At 59.9% G+C, this 23,375-nt stretch carries 27 protein-coding genes and 1 tRNA gene; 12 read left to right on the forward strand and 16 right to left on the reverse strand.

Annotated features, from left to right (window positions below):
- Nucleotides 1–33: 33 nt before the first annotated feature.
- From KCG87_RS10520 to KCG87_RS10545, 6 genes are all read left to right on the forward strand, one after another.
- Entirely contained in the window at nt 34–750 is a 717-nt protein-coding gene (locus KCG87_RS10520; RefSeq protein ID WP_134785613.1) for a hypothetical protein, read from the forward strand.
- Nucleotides 751–753: 3 nt separating this feature from the next.
- The gene (gene fos, locus KCG87_RS10525; RefSeq protein ID WP_027614435.1) at nt 754–1,170 is read left to right on the forward strand and encodes a fosfomycin resistance glutathione transferase; all 417 of its coding nucleotides are present in this window, start codon (nt 754–756) and stop codon (nt 1,168–1,170) included.
- A 60-nt stretch (nt 1,171–1,230) separates the two neighbouring features.
- Complete coding sequence (locus KCG87_RS10530) at nt 1,231–1,869, forward strand: LysE family translocator (RefSeq protein ID WP_027614436.1); 639 nt, start codon at nt 1,231–1,233, stop codon at nt 1,867–1,869.
- 79 nt (nt 1,870–1,948) lie between these two features.
- A complete protein-coding gene (locus KCG87_RS10535; RefSeq protein WP_210557913.1) occupies nt 1,949–3,298 on the forward strand; it encodes a sensor domain-containing diguanylate cyclase in 1,350 nt (449 codons plus the stop codon).
- A 118-nt stretch (nt 3,299–3,416) separates the two neighbouring features.
- Nucleotides 3,417–3,575: a KGG domain-containing protein gene (locus tag KCG87_RS10540; RefSeq protein ID WP_003222499.1), complete on the forward strand. Its 159-nt coding sequence runs from the start codon at nt 3,417–3,419 to the stop codon at nt 3,573–3,575.
- A 75-nt stretch (nt 3,576–3,650) separates the two neighbouring features.
- A complete protein-coding gene (locus tag KCG87_RS10545; RefSeq protein WP_027614439.1) occupies nt 3,651–4,154 on the forward strand; it encodes a DUF4142 domain-containing protein in 504 nt (167 codons plus the stop codon).
- A gap of 100 nt (nt 4,155–4,254) precedes the next feature.
- Here KCG87_RS10545 and KCG87_RS10550 read toward each other — a convergent pair whose 3' ends face one another.
- A complete protein-coding gene (locus KCG87_RS10550) occupies nt 4,255–4,665 on the reverse strand; it encodes a low affinity iron permease family protein (protein ID WP_047598058.1) in 411 nt (136 codons plus the stop codon).
- A gap of 187 nt (nt 4,666–4,852) precedes the next feature.
- Between KCG87_RS10550 and tam the strand changes: the two genes are divergently transcribed.
- Entirely contained in the window at nt 4,853–5,623 is a 771-nt protein-coding gene (gene tam / locus KCG87_RS10555; RefSeq protein WP_098967646.1) for a trans-aconitate 2-methyltransferase, read from the forward strand.
- 128 nt (nt 5,624–5,751) lie between these two features.
- On the opposite strand, the gene KCG87_RS10560 is transcribed toward tam, so the two are convergent.
- From KCG87_RS10560 to KCG87_RS10590, 7 genes are all read right to left on the reverse strand, one after another.
- The gene (locus tag KCG87_RS10560; RefSeq protein WP_210557910.1) at nt 5,752–6,480 is read right to left on the reverse strand and encodes a class I SAM-dependent methyltransferase; all 729 of its coding nucleotides are present in this window, start codon (nt 6,478–6,480) and stop codon (nt 5,752–5,754) included.
- A gap of 243 nt (nt 6,481–6,723) precedes the next feature.
- Entirely contained in the window at nt 6,724–6,882 is a 159-nt protein-coding gene (locus tag KCG87_RS10565; RefSeq protein ID WP_167734096.1) for a hypothetical protein, read from the reverse strand.
- A complete protein-coding gene (locus KCG87_RS10570) occupies nt 6,879–7,604 on the reverse strand; it encodes a zeta toxin family protein (protein WP_098967650.1) in 726 nt (241 codons plus the stop codon). Before KCG87_RS10570 ends, KCG87_RS10565 begins: the two co-directional genes overlap by 4 nt.
- A gap of 366 nt (nt 7,605–7,970) precedes the next feature.
- Nucleotides 7,971–8,044: transfer RNA gene (locus KCG87_RS10575), tRNA-Gly, on the reverse strand.
- 158 nt (nt 8,045–8,202) lie between these two features.
- On the reverse strand, nt 8,203–9,087 hold the full coding sequence (locus KCG87_RS10580) for an alpha/beta hydrolase (protein ID WP_095138524.1): 885 nt from the start codon (nt 9,085–9,087) through the stop codon (nt 8,203–8,205).
- 316 nt (nt 9,088–9,403) lie between these two features.
- Nucleotides 9,404–10,096: a pseudouridine synthase gene (locus tag KCG87_RS10585; protein WP_210557906.1), complete on the reverse strand. Its 693-nt coding sequence runs from the start codon at nt 10,094–10,096 to the stop codon at nt 9,404–9,406.
- 33 nt (nt 10,097–10,129) lie between these two features.
- On the reverse strand, nt 10,130–10,360 hold the full coding sequence (locus tag KCG87_RS10590) for a cysteine-rich CWC family protein (RefSeq protein WP_134785617.1): 231 nt from the start codon (nt 10,358–10,360) through the stop codon (nt 10,130–10,132).
- Nucleotides 10,361–10,733: 373 nt separating this feature from the next.
- Between KCG87_RS10590 and KCG87_RS10595 the strand changes: the two genes are divergently transcribed.
- Both KCG87_RS10595 and KCG87_RS10600 read left to right on the forward strand, forming a co-directional pair.
- Nucleotides 10,734–10,997 carry a hypothetical protein gene (locus KCG87_RS10595; protein ID WP_134785618.1) on the forward strand — a complete coding sequence of 88 codons (264 nt, stop codon included), beginning with the start codon at nt 10,734–10,736 and terminating at the stop codon, nt 10,995–10,997.
- Nucleotides 10,998–11,176: 179 nt separating this feature from the next.
- Nucleotides 11,177–11,575 carry a hypothetical protein gene (locus KCG87_RS10600; protein ID WP_007963255.1) on the forward strand — a complete coding sequence of 133 codons (399 nt, stop codon included), beginning with the start codon at nt 11,177–11,179 and terminating at the stop codon, nt 11,573–11,575.
- Nucleotides 11,576–11,641: 66 nt separating this feature from the next.
- Here the strand turns inward: KCG87_RS10600 and KCG87_RS10605 are convergent, their stop codons facing one another.
- Nucleotides 11,642–12,754 (reverse strand): enoyl-CoA hydratase/isomerase family protein, encoded by a 1,113-nt coding sequence (locus KCG87_RS10605; protein ID WP_210557904.1) that lies wholly within the window; start codon nt 12,752–12,754, stop codon nt 11,642–11,644.
- A 132-nt stretch (nt 12,755–12,886) separates the two neighbouring features.
- Here KCG87_RS10605 and ung point away from each other — a divergent pair, with 132 nt between their 5' ends.
- Nucleotides 12,887–13,579, forward strand: coding sequence for a uracil-DNA glycosylase (ung, locus tag KCG87_RS10610; protein WP_139055269.1), 693 nt, complete (start codon nt 12,887–12,889; stop codon nt 13,577–13,579).
- Between the two features lie 119 nt (nt 13,580–13,698).
- Here the strand turns inward: ung and KCG87_RS10615 are convergent, their stop codons facing one another.
- The 5 genes from KCG87_RS10615 to KCG87_RS10635 are packed head-to-tail and all read right to left on the reverse strand — an operon-like array spanning nt 13,699 to nt 19,068.
- Nucleotides 13,699–14,733, reverse strand: a complete 1,035-nt coding sequence (locus KCG87_RS10615; RefSeq protein WP_210557901.1) for an AbrB family transcriptional regulator — start codon at nt 14,731–14,733, stop codon at nt 13,699–13,701.
- Nucleotides 14,726–16,240: a tripartite tricarboxylate transporter permease gene (locus KCG87_RS10620; protein ID WP_027614452.1), complete on the reverse strand. Its 1,515-nt coding sequence runs from the start codon at nt 16,238–16,240 to the stop codon at nt 14,726–14,728. Before KCG87_RS10620 ends, KCG87_RS10615 begins: the two co-directional genes overlap by 8 nt.
- A 1-nt stretch (nt 16,241) precedes the next feature.
- The gene (locus tag KCG87_RS10625; RefSeq protein ID WP_201135575.1) at nt 16,242–16,700 is read right to left on the reverse strand and encodes a tripartite tricarboxylate transporter TctB family protein; all 459 of its coding nucleotides are present in this window, start codon (nt 16,698–16,700) and stop codon (nt 16,242–16,244) included.
- A gap of 58 nt (nt 16,701–16,758) precedes the next feature.
- On the reverse strand, nt 16,759–17,736 hold the full coding sequence (locus KCG87_RS10630) for a tripartite tricarboxylate transporter substrate binding protein (protein WP_169841079.1): 978 nt from the start codon (nt 17,734–17,736) through the stop codon (nt 16,759–16,761).
- Nucleotides 17,737–17,775: 39 nt separating this feature from the next.
- Nucleotides 17,776–19,068, reverse strand: coding sequence for an OprD family porin (locus KCG87_RS10635; protein WP_135295135.1), 1,293 nt, complete (start codon nt 19,066–19,068; stop codon nt 17,776–17,778).
- A 236-nt stretch (nt 19,069–19,304) separates the two neighbouring features.
- Between KCG87_RS10635 and KCG87_RS10640 the strand changes: the two genes are divergently transcribed.
- Both KCG87_RS10640 and KCG87_RS10645 read left to right on the forward strand, forming a co-directional pair.
- Entirely contained in the window at nt 19,305–19,976 is a 672-nt protein-coding gene (locus KCG87_RS10640; protein ID WP_003222545.1) for a response regulator, read from the forward strand.
- Nucleotides 19,969–21,354: a sensor histidine kinase gene (locus tag KCG87_RS10645; protein ID WP_096796597.1), complete on the forward strand. Its 1,386-nt coding sequence runs from the start codon at nt 19,969–19,971 to the stop codon at nt 21,352–21,354. Before KCG87_RS10640 ends, KCG87_RS10645 begins: the two co-directional genes overlap by 8 nt.
- A gap of 117 nt (nt 21,355–21,471) precedes the next feature.
- Here KCG87_RS10645 and KCG87_RS10650 read toward each other — a convergent pair whose 3' ends face one another.
- Complete coding sequence (locus tag KCG87_RS10650) at nt 21,472–22,293, reverse strand: HDOD domain-containing protein (protein WP_027614457.1); 822 nt, start codon at nt 22,291–22,293, stop codon at nt 21,472–21,474.
- Nucleotides 22,294–22,328: 35 nt separating this feature from the next.
- Nucleotides 22,329–23,270, reverse strand: coding sequence for a folate-binding protein YgfZ (locus KCG87_RS10655; RefSeq protein WP_098967662.1), 942 nt, complete (start codon nt 23,268–23,270; stop codon nt 22,329–22,331).
- Between the last annotated feature and the right edge of the window lie 105 nt (nt 23,271–23,375).

Below are 23,375 nucleotides of genomic sequence, written 5' to 3' on the forward strand. Positions count from 1 at the left end.
CTAGCCAAATACGACACTTATCAAGGAAGAACCATGCTTAACCCCACCAGACTCCTGATCGCCCTCGGTTTGCTGGCCATCACCACCCAAGTCCACGCCGCCTGCACCACCAAGAGTTTCGACGGCAAATCCATGTCACGCTGCAACGTCTGGCCGGCGTTCCCGAGTCAGGCGATTTCGGTCAAATCCACCTATCTGGCCGATTCTGGCGGCGACGATGCCGGGGCGTTCGATCTGGATCTGGCGCTGCTCAATGCGAGCAACGCCAAACCGATCGCCACCTACCGTAAACCGGGCGCTTACAACTCTGATGCCGTGCGCCTGGATGATGTACGCATCGATACGGCGCGCTACCGATTGACGCCGGATATCCGCGCTTTTGGTCTGCGCGCGAAGTTCGTCCACAGTTCCCATGCCATTCCCTACGAGAAAACCGATCTGGCGCTGTATGTTCGCGAGGGCGACGAGTTGCGTCCGGTGCTTGAAGGCCTGGTGGTCTTCAAGGACAACGGTGAGTTCGTGAATGACTGCGAGGGCTACAGCAAAAAAATCCGCCGGACCCTCGAGATCGCTCCAACGAGCCACAATGGTTTCGCCGATCTGATCGTCACCACCACCGGCAGTAAAATGAAAAACACCAAGTCCGGCAATCAGTGCGTTTCGACAAACACCGACCTGAAGAAGAAACAGATCACCCTGACGTACGATGGCCAGCAGTACAACGTCCCTGAAGATCTCAGAGGTTACTGAACCATGCTCACCGGCCTCAACCACCTGACCCTCGCCGTCAGTGATTTGCCCCGTAGCCTGGCGTTCTATCGCGATGTATTGGGTCTGCGCGTCGAAGCCTCGTGGGACGCCGGTGCCTATCTGTCGCTGCCGGGGCTGTGGTTGTGTCTGTCGCTGGATGCGCAGCGCACCACCGAGCCGTCCGTCGACTACACCCATTACGCGTTCAGCCTCGCCGAGGCAGATTTTCCGTTGTTTGTGCAGACGCTAAAAGCGGCGAATGTGAAGGAATGGCGCGACAACCGCAGCGAAGGTGCGTCGTTCTACTTTCTTGACCCTGATGGCCACAAGCTTGAGGTTCACGTCGGTGATCTGGCTTCGCGACTGGCAGCCTGTCGGTTGAAACCGTACACGGGCATGCGTTTTTACGACGCGTCGTGATCAGACACATTGGGCTGATATAGACTGGCCATCATTTGTACTGGCGCCAGCAGGTTTTTCATGACTCCATCGCTGCTAATGGCCGTTCTGGCCTCGGGTTTCATTTACGGCATCACGCCCGGGCCGGGCGTTCTGGCAGTGTTCGGCATTGGCGCGGCGCATGGGCGACGGGCCGGGGCCGGGTTTCTCTGTGGGCATTTGCTTGGCGATGTGGTCTGGTGCAGCACCGCGCTGATCGCCATCGTCGGTGCCCGCGAGATCGGCAGCACCGCATTCGATGTGCTGGGTGTGCTCAGCGGCTTGTACCTGTTCTGGCTTGGCTGGCGCGCAGTGCGAGCCCAGCGGCGCAGCGCTGATCAGCCGCAGGGCGCGGCGCGTCAGCCGTTCTGGCACGGCATCCTGTTCGGCCTGACCAATCCCAAGGCGTACCCGGTGGCGGTGGCGACGTTTACCGCGCTGCTGTCGAGCCGCGCCGAACTGCTCAACTGGTCGATGTTGCCGGCGCTGATCGCCCTGAGCTTTCTCGGCGGATTGCTGGCTTACGCTATCTTGATCGGCGTTGTCGGCGCCCGACGGGTGCGCACGCTGTATCAGCGCCACGAGCTGATGATCACGCGTTTGTGTGGCGTGATGTTCATCGGTTTTGCGATCAACGCACTGATGCACGCACTACCGGGATTGCTGCCGAACAAGGCTTGAAGTTGTGTGCAGGGATGCGTGAACAAAGGGTCAGGGATGGTTGAACAGTGCTGCATTGTCCGGACACCCACGCTGAACCATGGAAAGCCGAAATTCCGCGCCGTTGGCGAGTTATATGGACCTGTTGCTCGATGCCGTCTGCGCGGTGGACAGGCAGGGCCGTTTCGTTTTTGTCAGTGCTGCCTGCGAGCGTATTTTTGGTTATACGCCTGACGAGTTGATCGGCCGTTCGATGATCGAACTGGTGCATCCCGCAGACCGCCAGCGCACCTTGGCCGCCGCCCACGACATCATGAGCGGCGAACCCAAGCACAACTTTGAAAACCGTTACGTGCGCAAGGATGGCCGCATCGTCAACATCCTCTGGTCGGCGCGCTGGTCGGAGGTCGATCAGCTACGCATCGCCGTGGCCCGCGACATCACCGAGCGCAAGCAGGCGGAATCGCGTCAGGCTGCGCTGTATGCGATTTCCGAGGCGGCGCATGTCGCCGAAGACTTGCTGGCGCTGTTCAAACGCATTCACCTGATCATCGGCGAATGGCTGCCGGCGCTGAATTTCTCCGTGGCGCTGTACGACGAGCACTGTGCGCAGCTGAATTTTCCCTATCACGTCGACGATCACGAATTGCAGCCCGAGCAACCTGGCACCGTTACCGGGCGTTTGTGTGCGGAGGTTATCCGCAGCGGTCAGCCGATTCTGCTGACGCCGGACAGCCCCGACGCCTCGCCCGACTTCGCCGCGCTGGTGGCGGGGCAGGACTCACCGTGCTGGCTCGGTGTGCCGCTGAATTCGAAGAACGGCACCATCGGTGCGCTGATCGTCAAAAGCCTGCCGGGCGGTGAGCGTTATACCGAGCAGGACAAGGAACTGCTGCAATACGTCTGCGCCCAGGTCGCCACCGCCATCGAGCGCCAGCAGTTGCACGCGCGGCTCAAACGCATGGCGCAGTACGATCAACTGACCCAGTTGCCCAATCGCGGGTTGCTCAAAGACCGCCTCAAAGCTGCGCTGGCCGCTGCCCGCGAAACCTCGGGAAACATGGCGCTGCTGTACGTCGATCTGGATCGCTTCAAACAGGTCAACGACACCTTTGGCCATGCGGTCGGCGACATGCTGCTGCAAACGGTGGCGAGTCGGCTCAAGGGCTGCGTACGCGACACCGATACCGTGGCGCGCATCGGTGGCGACGAATTCGTGGTGCTGTTGCACAGCGTTCACGCCGCTGAAGACGCCGACATCGTGGCCGGAAAAATCCGCCAGGTGCTGGTGCAGCCGATGCGCCTGGACGGTCACAACCTGCACATCGAACCGAGCATCGGCGTGGCCCGCTATCCCGAACATGGCAGCGAGGAGCAACAATTGTTCCGGCATGCCGACCAAGCGATGTACGCCGCCAAACGCCTCAATCATCGGGCGGTGGATAGCTGAAACAGTGCGCGCCGTTCGTCGCGGCGCGGGCAACTTTTCTAAACCTTTGGCAGTCCGGCAATTCTCAATCTAGGCGGGCATCTGCTCGCCAACGATCAACACCAAGAGGAAGAGAATCATGCCTAATTCAAGAAACTCGAACTCGGGAAACTTCGCCAACGATCGAACCAAGGCCTCTGAAGCCGGTCGCAAAGGTGGGAAAACCACCACCACGACAGTCGACAAAGAGCCTGCGAAAACCGAAATGGGCCGCAAGCCAGCTCAGAAGTCGAAGTAGTCGGTGAGGTAGTTTTGATTGAGAGGCGGGGGCGCAAGCCCCCGCTTGAATTTGCAGAGATAGGAGGGCGTGACCATGAGCCGGATGGCCACCCAGATACGTCGTTTCAGTTTTGCCACACTGTTGGGATTGTTCGCGGGCACAGCATTCGCCCAGTCGCCTGCCGACTTCATCAACGATGCGTCCGCCAAAGGCATGGCCGACATCGAAGCCAGCCGTCTGGCGCACCAGAAATCCGAATCCAAAGAGGTCAAGGATTACACCATTGTCGTGATCAATGACCGCACCACGGCCAACCAGCATCTGGCGAAGATCGCGAAGAAACTCGATCTGCCGGTCGCGCCCCGTGAAGAAATCGCCGACAAGGCCAAGACCATGATTCCTCAGGTCAAAGACGGTGAAACCTTTGACCAGGCCTACGCCGCGAGCCAGGTGAAGGCGACCGAAGAGGCCATCCAGCAGATCCAGCAGGAAGCGCAGTCTACCGACGTGCCGGAAATCAAGGCCTTTGCCGACGAGACACTGCCAAAACTGCAAAGCCATCTGGAAATGGCGCGGGCGCTGCAAGCCAGTCGCTGACACCAACTGCCAATCAAAAGATCGCAGCCTGCGGCAGCTCCTACATAGAACGGTGTAGGAACTGCCGCAGGGTGCGATCTTCTGCTTTGTTCAACTTTACTTAGCAGTCATTCAAATCCTGCTTCGGCTTGCTCTTCTCTCCCAGCCCCTCAAGGTTGAACACCTCGCTTTCCCCCAAGCTGCGGTAATGCTTGCGCAGCGCCTCGAGTTGTTTGAGATCCAGCGACTCCAGCCCGAGCATAGCGTTCTGCGCTTCCTTATTCACCCGCAACAACTCATCGAGCTTCAGATGCAGGATGTCGGTATCACGGTTCTGCGTGTTCTGAATCAGGAACACCATCAGAAAAGTGATGATCGTGGTCGAGGTGTTGATAATCAGTTGCCAGGTGTCATTGAAATCAAAAATCGGCCCACTCAACCCCCACAGAAAAATCAGGATCAATGCGCCCATGAAGGTTTTCGGGCTACCGGCCCAGAGGGCCAGGGTCTGGGAGATTTTCGCGAATTTCATTGCGGTGTTCCTTATTGGGAGAGCTTGAAATTCAGACATCCGGGGCGCGATGAAAATTCTACTTACTAATGACGTCTGCCAATAATTGTGAGGGTGAAGACATCCCTTGCAATAAGCCTGTCTGGAACTGCGCGCAGCGCTGCCTGTATTGTGACGAACCGCACGAATGTCCCGACAGGAGAACGCAATGAGTTGGTCCGCCAGACAATACGTCGCTTTCGAAGATGAACGCACCCGCCCGGCACGTGATCTGCTGGCGGCGATTCCCACGGTTCAGGCGCGATCGGTGGTCGATATCGGTTGCGGTCCGGGTAACTCCACCGAGCTGCTGGTGCAGCGTTTTGAGCAGGCCCAGGTCAGGGGTCTCGACAGTTCGCCGGACATGGTCAACGCCGCGCGCAAGCGCCTGCCGCAGTTGCAGTTCGAGGTCGCAGAAATCGATAGTTGGGCGGATCAAGGGCCGTTCGATGTGATCTTCGCCAATGCAGTGCTGCAATGGGTGCCGGATCACGCGACATTGCTGCCGGCGTTGGCGGCTAAACTTTCGGACGGTGGCAGTCTGGCGATCCAGATGCCGGATAACCTCAACGAGCCTTCCCACCGACTGATGCGTGAAGTCGCCGCCAATGGCCCATGGGCCGCCAAACTGGCTGGCGCCGCCGGGCAGCGCACCGACATGGCGAGTGCCAGCGAATACTTCTCGATGTTGCGTCCGCACTGCTCGCGGGTCGATGTGTGGCGCACCACCTATCACCATCAGTTGTCAGGTGGAGCGGCGGGGGTGGTGGAGTGGTTCAAGGGCAGTGGCTTGATTCCGTTTTTGAACCCGCTGACTGAAGAGGAACGGGCGCAATATCTCACGCAGTATATGGCGGTGGTTGCCGAGGCTTATCCGGCGTTGCCGGATGGTTCGGTGCTGTTGCCGTTTCCGCGGCTGTTCATCGTCGCGACTCGGTGAAGCCAGCCTTCAGCCACCTGTAGTGAGGGGATTTATCCCCGATGGACTGCGCAGCAGGCCCTTTAAGCGGTTGCTACGCAACCATCGGGGATAAATCCCCTCACCACATATTGTTTGCTCAGCTCAGATTAGCGCTGCACCGCCACCAACAACATCATCGGCCGCTCCCGCTCTTCAGCCAGCGCTGGTTGCGCCGCCACCTCCGCATCGCTCGGCCCCCATTCATTGACATGGCGAATGGCAAAACCCGCCGCGATCAACGAATTCAACAGCGTGCCCATCGTGCGGTGCTGCTTGATCACCCCGTCGGCCAGCCAGTGGGTCACCCGCTCGCCCTCCATCTGATAGCTGTCCAGCGGCCAGCGCTTGTGGCCATCGCTGTCGACCAGCCAGCCTGGATTGCGCGGGGCCATGAAGATCGGGTGTTCGATGGAGAACACAAAATGCGAACCCGGTTTCAACGCCGCGTACAGATGAGCGAACAGTCCGGTCAGATCCTTGATGTAGTGCAGCGCCAGCGAACTGTAGGCCAGATCGAAACTGCAGGCCGGCAAGTCGAGATGTTCAAGGTCGGCACGTTCATAGCGAATGTTCGCCGCCGCAGTGGTTTCGCGCGCGCGCTCCAGCATCTTTTCCGAGACATCCAGCCCCAGCACATTGGCGGCGCCGTGCTCACTTGCCCAGCGGCTGAACCAGCCATAGCCGCAGCCGAGGTCGACCACGTTCAAGTCGTGCATCGACGGCAGCAAGGCCTTGAGTGCCGGCCACTCCGGCGCGGCATCGAGGCCACCGATGGAGCGGTTCATCTGGCTGTAACCCTGGAAAAACTCCGGGTCGTCGTAAATATTTTGCGTCATGGGGGAAATACTCTTTTGAGTTCGGTCATCAGCGGCACAGAGGCCGCGCCATGGAGTCCCTCGAAAGTCAAAACGCGTATTCGTCGATGGCCGCGCAGGGGGAGGGTGGTGGGTGATGGGGGAAATGCTAGCGGGTCGTGGGGAAGGTGAGAATCGTCGGTGTGTTGTGGATCTGTAATGTCGGAACAGTGAGAATAAAAAAGCCCGGCAAAGGGCCGGGCTTTTTGAATATCAGTGATGTGATCAGGTCTGCTTTTCACGCGCCGCCAACATCAGATCATTCTGTTTTTTGGTGGCTTCGCTCAGCACTTCGCTGTAAACGCGCTTTTTTTCTTCCGATTTCGCATTGCGAATGAAATCTGCGAATGGACTCGTGGACTCCTTTGTGGATCCGAGTTTCATGCGGTTGCTCCGTAATTGATCCCAAGCATGGCCATCAGTTCGTGTCTCGTATGCTTCTCGGGGATATGGTAGTCAATCTTGTCGACACCAGCCTTGTAGAGGCGTCCAGAATTATCAATATGCTTCACAAGCAGATCGACATGCAGGTCTTTGCCAAACTCTAGCTTAAGCGTGTTTACCACGTCACGCGCTGCAAAGTATTGGTCGACGAAATGCTCCGGTCGAATCCTGCGTCCTTCAACTTCCTCGCGGGCTCTGACAAAGGACCAGGCCAGGCTAGGGTCTTGGTAGACGTAGAGAATTTGCACAAATCTCCCTTTGTGGAGGCACCGCTGCACATTTTTCCTTGCGATTTCGATATTCGAAAGTGTTCCATCCAACAGGAAGGATTGCTTTCGATCCAGAGCCAGATCAATCAGCTTTCCAACCAGAATCGAAACGGCGCCTTGGAAAAGCCAGGCATTGCCACCTTGATAGGCTTCAAATTCATATCTGAGTTCGTCTGGATCAATTCGCAAGATGGGCGTATCGGAGAAAAGGTTCAGCAGAGCTAATGACGCCTCCGTTTTGCCAGCGCCCGGCGACCCCGCCATGAAAACCGAAACAGGTTCTTCTTCGGGTGGATACTTGGTTTGCGCCGTGAGCCGCTTGCCAATCGCCTTCTTGTTTGATCGAGCAAACCTGATCGCATCATTCCAGATAGCCTGCTCTTCCCCCGTCATTCCAGATTTTTTGTTTTCCTGCACTGATGGAAACCCTCTTGAGTGAAAGGTGATTTACCGGCGGTGCTTCGGACTTACCGAACTGCCGCGCCTTCCAATCAGTCAAAGCCCAAGAGCGGCTCTGCTAATACCGATTGGGAAGCCCATGCATGGGGATCATCCCTTTGAGCAGGCAGCGCTTCGTCGTTAGTAACGATCAAAGCGTAAAGAGGGCTGGTGCATCTGCAATAAACGGTGTGTTGCATAATGGTTCGGTGCCGACCAAGTAGCCGACATCAAATCCCGGACACAAAAAAACCGGCCCTGTAGGCCGGTTTTTTCTGTTCCTGCATCCCCCGTCATAACACGACGTGGGACCTGATTGAGTGGAGCGGGTAGAGGGAATCGAACCCTCAACTAAAGCTTGGGAAGCTTTCGTTTTGCCACTAAACTATACCCGCTCAGAGCGGCTGACTTTGTACCAGAGTCGGGCGCAGATTTGAAGTTTTTCTTTTGCTCGCAGCGCGTTACAGCATTGAAAACGGTCATTCGCGGGCAAATCTGCGGGCAATCAATGCTGGTTTTTCAGCCCCACAGACTCGCTCGCGACGACGCTTTTTCAAATGGCCAATGCATGGTGATCCTGGACGAACGCGTAGCGCGTTCGGCTCGACTGCGGTGAGGGTTTCAGGAAACCCAGCAGGGCGTTCTGGCTATCGCGGCACGCAGCCTTGTGTTCCATGTCGAGGAAGTGGCCGGTGGCCTGCAGCGTGGTGAAGGTGCTGTGCGCCACATGGTTGCCGAATATCCGGGCGTCTTCGGCGGCGGTGTATTCATCCCATTCGCCGTTGAGGAACAGCACCGGCACGTTGATCTTTTTCGCCGCATTCAAATAGCACTGGCGATCGCTGTGCAGCACGTCACTGATGTGGAAGTGCATCTGCCCGTATTCGTGTTCGGCCAGGCTGCTGACGTGGCGATAGTTAAAGCGCTTGAACAGTGACGGCAGGTGTTTGCCGATAGTGCTGTTGACCAGGTGCCCGACGCGGTCGCCATCGCGCTGGCCGAGGTAATCGACACCGCGCTCAAGGTAATCAAGCATGTGTGCGTTGATCACCGGCGAGAACGAGCTGATCACGGCTTTCTCGATACGCCGCGGCTGGTGTGACAGGGCAACCAGGGTGGCTGCGCCGCCCCAGGAAAACGACAGCACGTGTTCGGCGCCGAAGTGGTCGATCAGCTCCAGCAGGATCTGCCCTTCGACTTCCTTGGTCAGATGTTTCTCGTGACGGTTGTGGATTTTCGACCTGCCCGCGTAGGGCTGGTCGTAGCAAACCACGTTGAATTGCGGGTGCAGGTTTTTCACAGTCTGTGCAAACGACGCAGTCGTGGCCATCGAGCCGTTGACCAGGATGATGGTCTTTTCTGCGGCGTCTGCGCGATAGAACTCCGTGTAAACCCGATACTGACCCTGTATATCCAGCACAGCGATTTCTGGCCTCATGTCATAAGACTCCTGGCAAGCAAGCGGGTATGCGCGCAAATAGAGATTGCACGAGCTTTGTGACAGGTAGGCATACGCCTGGAATTTGCTTGGCCCATGTCGATCCATGACTGCGGTCGACGGGTGTTGTTATTGGCGGGCAGTCTGCCGGCTGAGGCGCAACCCAAGGGGCTGACGACCGGCAAAAAGTTTCTTGGATGTATGGTGTGACTAATCGGTCACAATTTGGCCGACGTCCTGATTCAAGCAGTGAGAGAGGGATCGCGCAAGTGCCGTTGGTAAATTGTTCGACAACTTCTGCTGAGCGGTCGCCGGCTTAGAACAAATGAATCTCTTCGGTGCGCAAAGCGCGGTACTCGCCCGGTTTTAGCGCGTTATCCAGCGACAGCGGGCCCATGGATTCGCGGTGCAGGCGCAAGACTTTGTTGTTGAAGTGACCAAACATGCGCTTCACCTGATGGTAGCGACCCTCGACGATGCTCAGACGCGCCGCTCTTGGGCCGAGCACTTCGAGTTGCGCCGGTTGCGTGGTCAGGTTTTCGAAGGCGAAGTAGATGCCATCGGCAAACGTCAGCGCGTATTGCGGCCCGATCTCCTGTTCGGTCTCGACGTAATAGACCTTCGGCAGTTTGGTCTGCGGTTGGGTCAGGCGTCGCGACCAGCTGCCATCGTTGGTGATCAGCATCAGCCCGGTGGTGTTGAAGTCGAGGCGACCGGCGATGTGCAGGTCGTCCTTGTCCGGTTCATCGATCAGATCAAGCACGGTCGGGTGCTGCGGATCGCGGGTGGCGCTGACGCACCCCGGCGGTTTGTGCAGCATGAAGTAGCGTGCCTGTTTGCCGAGTTGCAGGATTTCTTCGTCGACTTCGACGCGGCTGAATTCCAGCACCTCGCTGTGCGGGTCGCTGACGACTTTTCCGTCGATCCGCACACGCTTTTCCACCAGCAACAGGCGAACCTGCTGACGGTTGTAGCGGGGCAGGTTGCTGAGGAAACGGTCGACGCGCATGGTCAGGAATCGGCGGATAAAGGGGCGCGTATCTTACGGGATCGGCCGCACCGCTGCTTGCAGTTGCGCTTCGACCTGAGCGCAGCGCGGGCATAGGCAGGATTGATTGCGCAGCGCTGCGGGCAAGGCTTCAAGCACTGCCGGATCGATGCTCACGGCATAGCACCAGCAAGCCTGGTCGGCGGTGCGCGGGTCAGCCAGGCTGCAGTCGTTGCGCGCGCCGCAGGCCGGGCAGAGGTCGGGTTTGATGTCGGAATCAGGCATAGGACGAGTAAGGCATTTCCACGCAATTGCGGTTACGGCCAGTTTGTCTGGCCTGCTACATCGCATGATCGGCCCGAGACAGCAGGGTATGCAAGGTGTCATCAGCATGTACGGTGGTGGCACCGATGTATTCCTGGGCATTACGCAGGTCAACAGTGGGAGCGGGCTTGCTCGCGAAGGCGTCCTGTCAGTCAGTGATTCATCACTGACCCACCGCTTTCGCGAGCAAGCCCGCTCCCACAGAGGATTTTCAGTGTGACTGACACCGCTGATCTGAAGCCTTTGCGCGCCCGGCACTTGCCCCGGACCTGACAGTCAAAACTGTGTCGGCTGCGCTGTCCTGCTGCGGCCGTGGGTCTTTCAGGAGGCCGTCATGGGTATTTCAAAACTGTTACGTCGAGTGCTGCTGGGAGCGGTGCTCGGTTCAGGCCTGTCCGGGTGTTATTACTATGCCGGTCCCTACGATGCTTATCCCGCCACGTCTTATTATCCCGGCTACTACTCGCCTTATTACTACGGCGGATATTACGGACCGCGTTACTACGGCGGTGCTCATTATTACTACGGCGGCTACGGCTATCGCGGCGGTTACGGACGCGGTTATCACGGCGGCGGCTATCACGGTGGGCACCACTGATCAGCGGCTGAATGACAGTGGTTTCCAAATGAACAGGATTTCATCAATCACATGTTTCAACTTGTTACGGAAGCGCACCAGATTCGGAAAACGCTGTCAGATGTTTCGTCAGTCACCGAATAACCGACTGATGCCTGCCAGCGTCGCTGGTGTGGCTACCCGCGGTCCAGGAGGCCGCCATGTATCGACGAATTCTTCTACTTGCTGCGATGATGTTTTCCGTTGCCGGTTGCGCTCCCTACTCCTACGCAGACAGTTATTACAGCTCGGAGGTCTACACCTCACCCGCTCCGGCGTACTACAACACTGGCGGCACCTATTACAGCGGCGGCAGCACCTATTACTCGGCCCCGCGTTACTACCAGGCGGCCCCGCGTTACTATCAACCGGCTCCGCGTTACTACTCGGCGCCACGCTACTACCAACCAGCGCCGCGCTACTACGAGAGTCGTCGCTGGCACGACAACGATCGCGGGCGCTGGGACGGGCACCGTGGTGGGGGTTGGGATCGTGACCGGGGTGGCCGTGATCATCACGGTAACCGCGGTGATCACGGCGGGCGAGGCGGTCGCTGGTAAGCATCCGCAAACAAAAAAGCGGCGCATTGAGCGCCGCTTTTTTTGTGCCTGCGATTTACCGGGCGTTCAGTATTGCGTCAGATCCGCCAACGGATGCCGACCTTCCCAGACCTTGTGAAAATGCGCCTCGACCACCGCGTCCGGGACGTTATTGATGTCCGGCCAATGCCAGTGCGGTTTCTGATCCTTGTCGATCAGCCGTGCCCGCACCCCTTCGCTGAATTCCGGGTGCCGACAGCAATTGAGGCTCAGGGTGTATTCCATCTGAAACACTTCAGCCAGCGACAGGTAGCGGGCGCGGATGATCTGTTCCCAGACCAGATGCGCGGTCAGCGGTGAGCCTTCGCTCAGGGTTTTCGCGGCGCGGGCGATCAGCGGGTCGCTGCTGTCGCGTTGCAGGCTGATGGCTTTCCAGGCACAGGTGACGTCGCTGACGTCGAGCAGTTCATCGATCTGCTGGCGGCGCGGCAACCATTGCGCCTCGGGCATCTGCCCGACGGCTTCCTGTTGCAGGGCCTTGAGCAGGCTGTTGAGCTGCATGTCGGTCTGTTCCTGCCAGTTGAGTTGCAGCAGGCCTTCGATCAGTTGCGGTTGCTGCTCTTCAAGCAGAAAGCGGTCGGCCAGATCCAGATCGATGGCATCACGACCGTTCATGTGCGCGCCGGTCAGTCCAAGAAACAAGCCGAGCTTGCCCGGCAACCGTGAGAGAAACCAACTGGCGCCGACGTCCGGATACAGACCGATGGTGATCTCGGGCATCGCCAGGCGACTGCTCGGCGTGACGATCCGCGTGCTCGCGCCTTGCAACAGGCCCATGCCGCCGCCGAGCACGTAACCGTGGCCCCAGCAGACCAGCGGTTTGGGGTAGGTGTGCAGGCTGTAGTCCAGGCGATATTCGGCGGCGAAAAACTGTGCGGCCAGTGGCGGGACTTCACCGGGGTGGGCCCGGCAGGCCTCCACTAGACTGCGCACTTCACCGCCGGCGCAGAATGCTTTGGCACCATTGCCGCGCAGCAATACGCAGACGATCTGCGGATCCTTGGCCCAGGCGTTCAGTTTGTCGCTCAGGGCGTTGATCATCGGCAAGGACAGCGCGTTGAGCGACTTTTCAGCATCCAGGCTGGCGATCCCGAGGCGGGCGCCGTCGGTGCCGGTGAGTTCTTCGAAGTGCAGATTCATCGTGACCTCGATCGGGAAATTGAGCGTTCAGTATGATCGCTGTGTGGGAAAGTGCCGGATCTGTGTCAGATCAATTGACAAGCGTGGTCGGCTTTCCTAGGGTTCGCCCCATTGTTTTTGCCGGGTATGACCATGACTGCTGACGACCGTATCAAACTCGAACCAAGCTGGAAGGAGGCACTGCGTGCTGAGTTCGACCAGCCTTACATGGCAGAGTTGCGCACTTTTCTGCAGCAGGAACGGGCGGCCGGCAAGGAAATCTATCCGCCGGGACCGCTGATTTTCAATGCGCTGAATTCGACACCGCTGGATAAAGTCAAAGTGGTGATCCTCGGCCAGGACCCGTACCACGGCCCGGGCCAGGCCCATGGCTTGTGCTTCTCGGTGCAACCGGGCGTGCCGGCGCCGCCGTCGCTGGTCAACATCTACAAAGAGTTGAAACGCGACTTGAACATCGACATTCCCAACCACGGCTACCTGCAGAGCTGGGCCGATCAGGGCGTGTTGATGCTCAACACCACCATGACCGTCGAGCGCGCCAATGCCAACGCGCACAAGGACAAGGGCTGGCAGTTCTTCACCGACCGGATCATTGAAGTGGTCAGCGAACGCCAGCCGCATCTGGTGTTCATGCTGTGGGGCGCGCATGCGCAGAGCAAGCAGAAGCTGATCGATGCGACCAAGCACCTGGTGCTGACGTCGGTGCATCCGTCGCCGTTGTCGGCTTATCGTGGCTTCCTCGGCTGCGGGCATTTCAGCCGGACCAACAAGTTTCTCGAGCAAAATGGCGAAGCGCCGATCGAGTGGCGGCTGCCGCCGATTTGATCGGCTGACCGGACCGGCCCCTTCGCGAGCAAGCCCGCTCCCACATTGGTTTTGCGGCATGCACATAACCAATGTGGGAGCGGGCTTGCTCGCGAAGAAGGCAACTCGGTCTATCGGTGTTACTCGGGATTACGGTTCCAATACTTGAACAACGGCTCCGCCAGAAACAGCACAAACAGCAGCCGCATCACCTGCATCGCCGTCACCAGCGGCACCGACAGTTGCAGGGTCTCCGCCGTCAGGCTCATCTCGGCGATGCCGCCGGGCATCATGCCCAACGTCAGCGAACGCAGATCCAGATGGGTCAGCGCACTCAAGCCCAAAGCCGCCAATGTCGCGATCAACATGGTCAGCGCCGTGCCGATCAGCGTACGGCCCATGAATGACGGCGCGCGGCGGAAGAACTGTCGGTTGAAGTGACAGCCCAGGCCGCTGCCGATCAGCCACTGGCCGATCTGGCTTCCACCGTCCGGCAGGCCGATGTGCAAATCCCAGGCAATGCTCACCGTGGCACTGACCAGCAGCGGCCCGAACAGCCACGGATTGGGCTGACGCAAACGCTGCCAGAGCCAGGCGAGCAGGGCGCCCGTGGGAAACAGAACCGCCAGCCAGCGCCAATCGACGTTGCCGGCGTGGGAAATCGGTGTGCCGTCGCCCAGCAGATACTTGAACGCGGCCGGCACGCACAGCACCACCACCAGCACCCGCAGACTCTGCCCCGCCGCGACATGACTGAGCAGCGCGCCATTGCGTGCGCCGAGGTTAACCATCTCACCTGAGCCACCGGGCATGCTCGAGAAAAATGCCGTGGCACGATCCTCGCCGGTACGGCGCATCAACCACACGCCGACCACCGCCGACAGGCTGGTGACCAGGGCACCGAAGAAGATCAATCCGAAATGACTCAGCACCTGCTCCATCACCAACGGGGTGAAATGCAGGCCGATGCCGATGCCGACAATCCATTGGCCGCATTTACGCCCTCCGGGGATTTCCGTGAGTTGCCACGGGGTCAGGCAGCGCACGAGGATGATCGCCAGCAACGAGCCGACCATCCACGGCAGTGGCCAGCCGATCTGGCTGGCGATAAAACCGCCAAGCAGACCGACCAGCGGGGTGGCCCACCAGCTTCTGAGGGAGGAGCGATCAGACATCGGCGATGGCGCGTTGCGCCGCCGAACGTTTGCGCCAGATGCGCAGCAGCGGCATCAGCAACATGATCGCGGTCAGGATCCACACACCGAAAGTGATCGGACTCGACCAGAGGATTTCCAGCGCACCGTTGGAAATCGACAGCGCACGACGCAGGTTCTGCTCCATCAGCCCGCCGAGAATGAACCCCAGAAGCACCGGCGACAACGGGAAATCCAGTTTGCGCAGGATGTAACCGAAGATGCCGATGCCGACCATCAGGAACAGGTCGAAGGTGGTCGCATGCACCGCATACACACCGATTCCGGTGATGATCGCGATCACCGGCACCAGTGCCCAGTTCGGCACGGCGAGGATGCGGGTGAAGATGCGGATCATCGGGATGTTGAGGATCACCAGCATGATGTTGGCGATGAACAACGACGCGATCAGGCCCCAGACGATGTCCGGTTGCTGTTGGAACAGCAGCGGCCCCGGGGTGATGTTGTACAGCGACAGCGCGCCGATCATCACGGCGGTGGTGCCCGAACCGGGTACGCCGAGGGTCAGCATCGGCACCAGCGCGCCACAGGCCGAAGCGCCGATCGCGGTCTCAGGAGCGGCGAGGCCACGGGCGTCACCCTGACCGAATTTGCCGCCGGCACCGGCGATGCGTTTTTCGGTCATGTAGGCCACGGCACTGGCCAACGTCGCGCCGGCACCCGGCAACACGCCCATGATGAAACCCAGCAGGCCGCAACGGATGTTCACCACGAACACCGACGCCGCTTCCTTGAAGTTGAACATCATGCGTCCGGTGGCCTTCACCGCTTCCTGCCCACGATGGGTTTTTTCCAGCAGCAGGAGGATTTCACTGACCGAGAACAGACCCAGCACCAACACCACAAACTGGATGCCGTCGGTCAGGTGAATGTTGTCGCCGGTGAAGCGGTATACGCCGCTGTTGGCGTCGATGCCAACGGTCGACAGGAACAGCCCGATCAACGCCGCAATAAACGTCTTCAACGGACGATCGCCGGCCATGCCGCCGAGACAGACAATCGCGAACACCATCAACACGAAGTATTCCGCCGGGCCGAAGGCAATCGCCCATTTCGCCAGCAGTGGGGCGAACAGCACCATGCCGCAGGTGGCGATGAACGCACCGATGAACGAACTCCATGCCGACAGCGACAGGGCGACACCGGCCAGACCCTGGCGCGCCATCGGATAACCGTCGAGGGTGGTCATCACGGTGGAGGCTTCGCCCGGAATGTTCAGCAGGATCGAGCTGATCCGCCCGCCGTATTCGCAGCCCAGATACACCGCCGCCAGCAGAATCAGCGCCGACTCCGGTGGCAGGCCGAGGGCGAAGGCGATCGGGATCAGCAGGGCCACGCCATTGATCGGACCCAGGCCCGGCAACAGCCCGACCACGGTGCCGATCAGCGTGCCGGTCAAGGCCGTGACCAGGTTGTACGGGCTCAGCGCGACGCCGAAGCCCTGACCCAAATAACCGAGAGTATCCATATCAGTTCTCCAGAACGTCGAGCAGGCCCAGCGGCAGTGGAACGTCCATCAGACGGTCGAACAGCAGGTACAGACCGATGGCCATCAACGTTGTCACCACAATGCTCGGTAGCCAGCGACCGCCATACAGGCGCGCCATCGGGATGCCGATCAGGATGCTGCTGAGAATGAAGCCCAGTGGTTCGAACAGGCCGGCGAACACCAGCAGCAGGACGACGCAGATGCCGATCTTGGTCAGGGTTTGGCGATCCAGCGGTGGCTCGTCTTCGCTGTGTTTGATCGGTGCCGGGCGGAACACCATGTACAGCAGCGCCACGCCCATCAGGCCGAGCATCAGCAGAGGAAAGGCGCGCGGGCCGACCGGTTCATAAGAAAAAGCCGCTTGATACGGCCACGCCATCAGCGCCAGGCCAACGCAGGCCAGCAACAGCACCGAGGCGAAAATGCGTTGTAAGAGCATGGGAAACTCCTGTGCCGAGGCCTCGATGCGCGAGGCCGCAGCCGCTAGACAGAGACGATCACTGAATCAGGCCGAACTCTTTGGCCAGCACTTTGTAGTCCGCGACCTGCTTCTTCACGTAGGTGTCCAGCTCCGGGCCGGTCATGGCGAACGGGAACAGTTCACGTTGATCGCGCAGCTTGGCGAAGTCGTCCGAGGCCAGCAGTTTGTCGAAGGCGTCTTTCCACCAGGCGTAGTCTTCGTCGCTGACTTTTGGCCCGAGGTAGAAACCGCGCACCACCGGCCAGACGATGTCGTAGCCCTGCTCGCGCGCGGTCGGGATGTCCTTCATTTCCGGTTCGTCGATGCGTTTATCGGCGAACACTGCGAGCAGACGCATGTCACCGCTCTGGATGTGCGGCATGGAGTCGGAGATGTCGGTACTGCCGACCTGGATGTGACCGCCGAGCAGTGCAGTAGCGATTTCGCCGCCGCCTTCGAGGGCGACGTAACGCAGGTCACGCGGGTTGATCCCGGCAGCCTTGGCGATCAGTGCGGTCTGCATCCAGTCCTGGCTGCCGACGGTGCCGCCGGAACCTATGACCACGGAGCTCGGATCTTTCTTCAGGGCTTTGACCAGATCGTCGAGGGTCTTGTAGGGCGAATCGCTCTTCACCGCGATGGCGCCGTAACTGGTGCCGACGGCGGCCAGCCAGCGCACGTTGGTCTCGTCGAAACGACCGAACTTGCCTTGCGCCAGGTTCAGCAACGAACCGCTGGACCACGCCACCAGCGTGCCGGCATCGGCCGGGCGCTGGGCGACGACCGCGTTGTACGCCACCGCGCCGACACCGCCGGGCATGTAGGTCACGCGCATCGGTTTGGTCAGCAGTTTTTCGTTGACCAGCGCGCTTTGCGCCAGTTTGCAAGTCAGGTCGAAACCACCGCCGGGGGAGGCCGGGGCGATGCATTCCGGACGTTTCGGTTCGGCCATCAATTGGCCGGCGAACAGCATGACGCTAGCGGCCAGAGCAACTTTACGCAGTGATAAGTTCATCTATGTCTCCTTGGGAGTTGTTGTTATGGACGTACTGAATTACCAAAGGGCAACGCTATAGCTCACCAGCAGACGCACTTCATCGGCATCGCGAGCGGAGTAGTTGGAACGGTAGGTGGCATTACGCAGGCGTACGGCAACGTCCTTCAGGGCGCCGCTTTGTACTACATATTTGATCTCGGTGTTGCGCTCCCACTCTTTGCCTTCTTCGCCATTCTTGAGCTTGATGTTGTCACCGCTCAGGTAACGGCTCATGAACGACAGGCCAGGGATGCCGAGACGCGCAAAGTCGAAATCGTAACGCGCCTGCCATGAGCGCTCTTCGGCGCCGGCGAAGTCGTTGATCTGCACGAAGTTGACCAGGTACGGGTCGCTGCCATCGACATACGGGAAGGCGCTGTCGCCGGACATGTGCTGATAACCGGCGGTGAACTTGTGGCCGCTCAGGGCGTAGCTGACCAGACCGTTGAGCGAGCGGTTGTCGATCTCGCCACCCCGGGCCGCGCCCTGATCGTCACTGACCGCAAAGCGCAGGTCGGTGGCGAAGGTGCCCGGGCCCATCGGCCGCGAGGCGACCAGACCGAAGAAGTGCTGGTTATAAACTTCGTCGAGCTGGGCGAAGTGGTAACTGCCGGTGATCTTGTCGGTGAACTTGTAGTCCACGCCGGCAAAATCGAAATGCTTGCCGGCCACGGTGCCCGCGAAGCGGCTGTTCTTGTTGTTGAGGGCGATGTCCTCGAAATCGGTGCTGTCGCGATCCTTGGCTTTCTCCAGACGCCCACCGGTGAAGGTCAGGTTCTTGATCTCCTTGGAGGTCAGCAAACCACCTTCGAACGTCTGCGGCAGGATGCGCCCGTCATTCGGTTTGAGGATCGGCAGTTCGGGAATCAGGCTGCCGATTTTCAGTTCGGTGGCGGAGATTTTCACTTTGCCGGTCAGGCCGACTTTCGAGTATTCGTTCGCCGCGCGCCCGTCATCGTGGGTCGGCAACAGGCCGGTGCCGGTACGATCCGGGCTCGAATCAAGTTTGACCCCGAGCATGCCCAGCGCATCGACACCGAAGCCCACGGTGCCGTCGGTGTAACCCGATTGCAGGTTGAGCATGAAACCCTGCGCCCATTCATCACGCTTGCTTTGCTGGGCACTGGTGCCGTCGCGAAAGTCGCGGTTGAAGTACATGTTGCGGGTTTCGAAGGTGGCGGAACTGTCTTTGATGAAGTCGGCGTAGCTCAACGGTGAGAAACCGGCGAGGGCAGCGGTGCTGGCTAGGGTGGCGTGGCGCAAACGAGAAGGACGAACAGGCGTAGAAGCCTTGGTCTGCAAGGACGGCATGCGGGTGTACTCCGTTTATTGTTCTTATTGGTCGAAAACGCTTCGAGGCGTTTTTCGTATCGCTGTGTGGCAGCAGCGACGGCAGTCGAAACTGTCCGTGACCGGACTCTAACGGGCTAACCTTTCACTAACCTTTCAGCTGGATTTCGCGGGTTTCGGGCTTCACAGCGGCGGTTGCGGCTGTAAACTCCGCGGCAAAGAATGGCGTCGGCCATCCCTGAATGAGGTAGAGATCCATGCGTGTTCTGCTCGTCGAAGACCATTTGCAACTGGCCGAAAGCGTCGCCCAGGCGCTCAAGAGCACCGGTCTGACCGTGGACGTGTTGCACGATGGCGTGGCCGCCGACCTGGCGCTGGGCAGCGAGGAATACGCGATGGCGATCCTCGATGTCGGCCTGCCGCGCATGGACGGTTTCGAGGTGCTGGCGCGCCTGCGCGCACGTGGCAAGAACCTGCCGGTGTTGATGCTGACAGCGCGCAGCGATGTGAAGGACCGCGTACACGGCTTGAATCTCGGCGCTGACGATTACCTGGCCAAACCGTTCGAACTGACCGAGCTCGAAGCCCGGGTCAAAGCCCTGTTGCGGCGCAGTGTGCTCGGTGGCGAGCGTCAGCAGCGCTGCGGCGTGCTGGCCTACGATCTCGACACCCGACGCTTTAGTCTCGGCGAAGAACTGCTGACTCTGACCTCCCGCGAACAAGCCGTGCTCGAAGCGTTGATCGCCCGCCCGGGACGGGTGATGAGCAAGGAGCAACTCGCCGCACAGGTGTTCGGTCTCGACGAAGAAGCCAGCCCCGATGCCATCGAAATCTACGTGCATCGTCTGCGCAAGAAACTCGACGGCCAACCGGTGGCGATCGTGACCTTCCGTGGCCTTGGTTACTTGCTGGAAAGCCGCGATGCATAAGCCCAGCAGCCTGCGCTGGCGGTTGCTGTGGAACCTCGCGTTGTTGCTGGTGGTGTTGATGCTCGCCAGTGGTCTGAGCGCATACTGGAACGGGCGCGAAGCTGCCGACACGGCTTACGACCGAACCCTGTTGGCCTCGGCGCGAACCATTGCCGCCGGCCTGTCGCAGCGCGACGGCACGCTCAGCGCCGACGTGCCCTACGTGGCGCTGGACACCTTCGCTTACGACAGCGCCGGGCGGATTTACTACCAGGTCAACGACATTCACCAGAAGCTGATTTCCGGCTACGAAAACCTGCCCGGACCACCACCCGGTACGCCAAGAACTGACGATTATCCAGCGCTCGCGCGCTTCTATAACGCGACCTATCGCGGGCAGAACGTGCGCGTGGTCAGCCTGCTCAAAGCGGTCACCGAGCCGAACATGAATGGCATGGCGGAAATCCGTGTCGCGGAAACCGATGAGGCGCGGGTCAGCATGGCCCGCAGTCTGGCGGCCGATACGCTGCTGCGTCTGGGCATGCTCGCGATCGGCGCCCTCTTGCTGGTGTGGTTCGCGGTGAGTGCCGCGCTGCGCCCGCTGGAGCGTTTGCGCACGGCGGTGGAGGAGCGTCAGCCGGATGATTTGCGGCCGCTGCCGCTGGTGGAAGTGCAACATGAATTGTGGCCGCTGGTGCGCGCGCTCAATCACTTCACCGAACGCTTGCGCGGGCAGTTTGAGCGGCAGGCGCAGTTCATCGCCGATGCCGCCCACGAACTGCGCACGCCACTGGCGGCGTTGAAGGCGCGGCTGGAACTGGGGCTGCGTTCGTCTGAAGCGGAAACCTGGCGCAGCACGCTGGAATCCTCTGCGCAAAGCACTGATCGCCTGACCCATCTGGCCAATCAACTGCTGTCGCTGGCGCGGGTGGAAAACGGTGCCCGGGCGATTGCCGAGGGCGGCGCGCAACTGCTCGATCTGAGTCAGTTGGCCCGCGAACTGGGCATGGCCATGGCGCCGTTGGCTCATGCGCGCGGAGTCGCGCTGGCTCTGGAGGCGGATGAGCCGGTGTGGCTGCGCGGTGAGCCGACGTTGCTCAATGAGCTGCTGAGCAATCTGGTGGACAACGCGCTGGCGCATACGCCACCGGGCGGCAACGTGATTCTGCGGGTCGCGGCGCCGGCGGTGCTTGAAGTTGAAGATGACGGGCCGGGGATTCCGCTGGAGGAGCGTGATCGGGTGTTTGAACGCTTCTATCGGCGCAATCAGCAGGTCGCGGGGTCAGGGTTGGGTCTGGCGATTGTCGGAGAGATCTGCCGGGCGCATCTGGCGCAGATCACCTTGCACGATGGAGAACAGGCCGGTTTGAAGGTTCGGGTGAGTTTTATTGCTGGATAAATGTGGTGTTGGTGCGGGCCTCTTCGCGAGCAAGCCCGCTCCCACAGGGGGTCCACGCCGTACACAAATCCCCTGTGGGAGCGGGCTTGCTCGCGAAGGCCGCGCCGCGGTTCCGGATCAGTAAAACATCGTCCGCGATTCTTCCAGATCCGCGCACAACTCCTTGTTCTCCGGATCGATCCCAAGCTTCCTGAACGCCGGCACGCTGAGTGGGTCAATCCGCGCAATCGGATGATCGCTGTCCTTGTGACAATACAGACTCGCCACCTGCACCAGATCGACGTAATCGAGGTGCGCCGAGTCGCGTTTGAAATCCAGATACAGCCCCGGCAACGCCACCAGTTGCTCGGGAAATTCCCAGACCCGCAACAGCTTGTCGCCCAGCAGCGGGTGAATGTGGTCGATCACATGGTTGAGGCTGACCGGGTCTGACAGCAGTTCGTAGTGATCTTCGGCGTAGGTCAGGATCGGCAATACGCCGATCTGATGCACCAGCCCGCCCAACGCCGCCTGATCAGGTTTGAGTTGGGTGTGCCGACGGCACAGGGCGTAGCTGACGCCGGCGATCTCCAGGCTCTTGCGCCAGACTTCGCGCATCTTCTGTTCGACCACCTCGGAGCGGGCGTGGAAGATCTGTTCCATCACCAGGCCGATCGCCAGGTTGCTGCTGTAGTTCACCCCCAGTCGGGTGATCGCGGTGTGCAGGTCGGTGACTTCCTGGGTCGCGCGCAGCAACGGACTGTTGACCACTTTGATCAGGCGTGCCGACAGCGCCGTGTCGCGGCCAATCACTTTGCTCAGGTCGCTGACACTGATCTCCGGGTCTTCGGCGGCCTTGCGAATTTGCAGGGCCACTTCCGGTAACGTTGGCAGAACCAGGTCATCGTTATCGATGGCCTCAACCAAATCCTGTTGGACCTTATCCGCCAGCTCGCTCATGTAGATTCTCTAGGGTGTTGCAACAAAAGCTGCGATCAGCGCTGGATTTCGCGGTCGCGATCCAGTTCGTAGGGCAGGTCGAGCAAATGCAGGGCTGGCCCCTCAAGGGCGCCCAGGTGCAGATCACCCGCTTCGGCAGCTTCGGCCTGCAACACCGCCAGCAGTTCAATCTTTTCTGCGGCGCGGGCGGCAATCACCACTTCGCCGATGGTGCTGCTGTGGCTTGGGGCGAACAGCGGGGTGCCCGGCTCTGGCAGTTCAGTCGCGTCAAGTTCTACGCGATAGAGGCGACGCTTGAGCTTGCCCAGGTACTGCATGCGCGCGACGATTTCCTGGCCGGTGTAGCAACCTTTCTTGAAACTCACGCCACCGACGGCCTGCAGGTTGAGCATCTGTGGGATGAACAACTCGCGGGTGGTCGGCATGACCTGACCGATACCGGCGCGAATCTGCCCCAGCAGCCATTGGTTCAATTCGCCTTCAGGCAGGGCGGTGGCCAACTTGGCTTTGATGGCGTCGGCTTGATCGGCCGGTACCCAGAGTTCGGCGCGATCCGGCGAGACGCGAATCGCGATCAGGCCTGCGCTGCGCACTACGCTGTCGGTTTCGCTTGGCAGGCTCAGACCCAGGCTGGCCAACGCGGCGTCGCCGTGCTCCAGGCCAAAACGCACCCAGGCGGCGCTTTCGTCGGTCAGTTTGGACTTGGAGAACACCGCGTACTTTTTCAGATCCGCCAGTTGCGGCTCCAGCAGTTCACTGGCCATTGCCAGCAGCACGCCGTCACCTTCGAGCAGAATGCGGAAGCTCGACTGCATCCGGCCTTTTTGCGTGCAGCGCGCGCCCAGGCTGGCCTGGCTGTCGCTGAGGTAATTGATGTTGCAGGTCAATTGGCCTTGCAGGAATTTGCCGGCATCCACGCCGCGAACCGCGAGTACGCCTTCATGAGACAGGGTGCAGAAAAAAGCAGAATCGGCCATGGGTCATCGCAGGGTAAAAAAGTCTGGGGCACATCATAAGGGCGCGTTGTTGAAATGGGTAGTTGATAAAGGATCGGTGGTGCCCGACCAAAGCCGACTGTGCGA

It is taken from the genome of Pseudomonas sp. MWU347, from assembly GCF_017947305.1.
Lineage (GTDB): Bacteria > Pseudomonadota > Gammaproteobacteria > Pseudomonadales > Pseudomonadaceae > Aquipseudomonas > Aquipseudomonas putida_A.